Raw genomic sequence first — 232 nt, 5'->3', positions numbered from 1 at the left:
CAAGGGCAAGCTGGGCGAAGAAGCCATCCTGAAGCTGGCTGAAGCGCTGGACTCGTACATCCCCACGCCTGAGCGCGCTGTGGACGGCACGTTCCTGATGCCCGTCGAAGACGTGTTCTCGATCTCGGGTCGCGGCACCGTGGTGACCGGCGCTGTCGAGCGCGGCGTGATCAAGGTCGGCGAAGAAATCGAAATCGTCGGCATCCGCCCGACCGTCAAGACCACGTGCACT

Annotated in this window: 1 pseudogene; it reads left to right on the top strand. The window is 63.8% G+C overall.

The window, feature by feature from the left end:
- Positions 1-232 (top strand): annotated as a pseudogene (gene tuf, locus ASD34_RS10210) (elongation factor Tu); the annotation flags it as partial.

This window comes from Variovorax sp. Root473 (assembly GCF_001426505.1).
Classification (GTDB): Bacteria; Pseudomonadota; Gammaproteobacteria; order Burkholderiales; family Burkholderiaceae_C; genus Variovorax.
This window is presented reverse-complemented; position numbering and strand designations above follow the sequence as displayed.